Origin of the sequence: Bradyrhizobium sp. (assembly GCF_019242285.1) — a bacterium.
In the GTDB taxonomy this organism is placed as follows: domain Bacteria; phylum Pseudomonadota; class Alphaproteobacteria; order Rhizobiales; family Xanthobacteraceae; genus Bradyrhizobium.
The window spans coordinates 1-2,813 of the sequence record NZ_JAFAVV010000594.1; the positions used below are offsets into that span (position 1 = coordinate 1).

1 protein-coding gene is annotated in these 2,813 nt (G+C 66.8%); it reads right to left on the bottom strand.

The window, feature by feature from the left end:
• The coding region (gene dnaE, locus JOY90_RS24230; protein WP_291693639.1) for a DNA polymerase III subunit alpha at positions 1–2,813 on the bottom strand (2,813 nt) is incomplete at both ends.

The window sequence follows — 2,813 nt, forward strand, 5'->3', positions numbered from 1 at the left end:
GTTCGAAGCCGCGGCCTCCGGCCCGTGCAGGCGTTTGACGATCGAGTCCAGCGGCCTTGTGTCGCGCAGGAAGATGCGCAGGCCCTTCTGGGTCTTGGCCGCGGCATCGTCGAGCGGCTCGGCATGCAGCACGCGGGCGCGCACGTCCTCACCCTGCAATTCCGCGCCGAGCTGCAACAGCACGGCCGCGCCCGGCTCCAGCACGTCGCGGTATTGCGCGAGCCCTTCGGAGAACAGCACCGCCTCGAAATGCCCGGTCGGATCGGACAGACCCATGATGCCCATCTTGTTGCCGGTCTTGGTGCGCCGCTCCATGCGCGACACCACGGTGGCGGCGACCTTTCCCGCGGTGGCGCCGGTCTTCACCGCACGCGAAAACTCCGCCCAGCTCTGCACCCGCAGCCGCTTGAGCGCGGTGGCGTAATCGTCGAGCGGGTGGCCGGACAGGAAGAAGCCGATCGCATCATATTCGCGCCGCAGCCGCTCCGAGGCCAGCCACGGCTCGATGTTCGGCAGCATGATGGTCGGCGCGTCGGCGGCGTTGCCGAACATGTCGTTCTGGCCGATGGTTGCGGCCTCGTGGCTGCGCTGGCAGGCGGCGAGGATCGCATCCGCGCCGGCGAACACCCGCGCGCGGTTCTTGTCGAGCCCATCGAAGGCGCCGGCGGCGGCGAGACTCTCGATGATGCGCTTGTTGATCGCGCGCGGGTTCACGCGTGCGGCGAAATCGGCGAGCGAGGTGAACAATCCTTTCCGGCGCGCCTCGACGATCAATTCGATCGCCTGCGGCCCGACCCCCTTCAGCGCGGCGAGCGCATAGAAGATCGTGTTGTCGGAGACCTCGAAACTCGCGCCGGAGCGGTTGATCGAGGGCGCCTCGACCTTGATGCCGAGCCGCTGCGCCTCGGCGCGAAACTCCGACAATTTGTCGGTGTTGTTCATGTCGAGCGTCATCGACGCGGCCAGGAACTCGACCGGGTAATGCGCCTTCATGTAGGCGGTCTGGTAGGACACCAGCGCATAGGCGGCGGCGTGACTCTTGTTGAAGCCGTAATCGGCGAATTTCGCCAGCAGTTCGAAGATGGTGTCCGCCTGCCCTTTCGGCACGCCGTTCTTCACCGCGCCGGCGACGAAGATCTCGCGCTGCTTCTCCATCTCGGCGCGGATCTTCTTGCCCATCGCGCGGCGGAGCAGGTCGGCCTGCCCGAGCGTGTACCCTGCCATCTGCTGGGCGATCTGCATCACCTGCTCCTGGTAGATGATGACGCCGAACGTCTCCTTCAGGATCGGCTCCAGGATCGGGTGCAGATATTCCGGCTCCTCGTCGCCATGCTTGCGCGCGCAATAGGTCGGGATGTTCGCCATCGGGCCCGGCCGGTACAGCGCGACCAGCGCGATGATGTCCTCGAAGCGGTCGGGGCGCATGTCGATCAGCGCCCGCCGCATGCCCTGACTTTCCACCTGGAACACGCCGACCACGTCGCCCCGCGCCAGCATCTGGTAGGAGGGCGCATCATCGAGCGGCAAGGTCGACAGGTCGATATCGATGCCGCGCTGCTTCAGAAGCTTCACCGCGACGTCGAGCACGGTGAGTGTCTTGAGGCCGAGGAAGTCGAACTTCACCAGTCCGGCCGGCTCGACCCATTTCATGTTGAACTGGGTCACCGGCATGTCGGATTTCGGATCGCGGTAGAGCGGCACGAGCTCGCTCAAGGGGCGATCGCCGATCACGATGCCGGCGGCGTGGGTCGAGGCGTGGCGGGTGAGGCCTTCGAGGCGCTGCGCGATGTCGAAGGCGCGCGCCACCACCGGGTCCTCGTCGCGGAACGCCTGCAGTTTCGGCTCGCCGGCGATCGCGGCCGCGAGCGTCACCGGCGCCGCCGGATTCTGCGGCACCAGTTTGGTCAGCTTGTCGACCTGGCCGTAGGGCATCTGCAGCACGCGACCGACGTCGCGCAGCACGCCGCGCGCCTGCAGGGTGCCGAAGGTGATGATCTGCGCCACCTGGTCGCGGCCATAGCGCTGCTGCACGTAGGAGATCACCTCGCCGCGGCGGTCCTGGCAGAAGTCGATGTCGAAATCCGGCATCGACACGCGCTCGGGATTGAGGAAGCGCTCGAACAGCAGCCCGAAACGCAGCGGATCGAGGTCGGTGATGGTGAGCGCATAGGCGACCAGCGAGCCGGCGCCCGAGCCGCGGCCCGGCCCGACCGGAATATCGTGCGCCTTGGCCCATTTGATGAAGTCGGAGACGATCAGGAAATAGCCCGCATAGTTCATGCGGTTGATGACGTCGATCTCGAAGGCGAGCCTGTTGGCGTAGTCCTCCTCGGTGAGGCCCTGCGCCAGACCATGCACCTCGAGCCGCCGCTTGAGCCCCTCCTCCGCCTGCCGCTTCAGCTCGGCCGCTTCCTCCGCCGCGGCGTCCGAGCCCGAGCCGGCGCCGACGGTGAAGCGCGGCAGGATCGGCTTGCGCGTCTTGGGGCGGAACGAGCAGCGCTCGGCGATCTCGACAGTGGAAGCGAGCGCCTCCGGAATGTCGGCAAACAGCACCGCCATTTCGGCCCGCGTCTTGAAGCGGTGGTCGGTGGTGAGCTGGGCGCGCTCGGTGTCGGCGACCAGATGGCCGCCGGCGATGCAGAGCAGCGCGTCATGCGCCTCGTAGTCGTCGTTGGAGGCAAAATAGGGCTCGTTGGTCGCAACCAGCGGCAGGCCTTTCGAATAGGCGAGATCGATCAGGCCGTTCTCGACCCGCCGCTCGCGGTCGATGCCATGGCGCTGCAATTCGACATAGAGGCGGTCGCCGAAGGTGG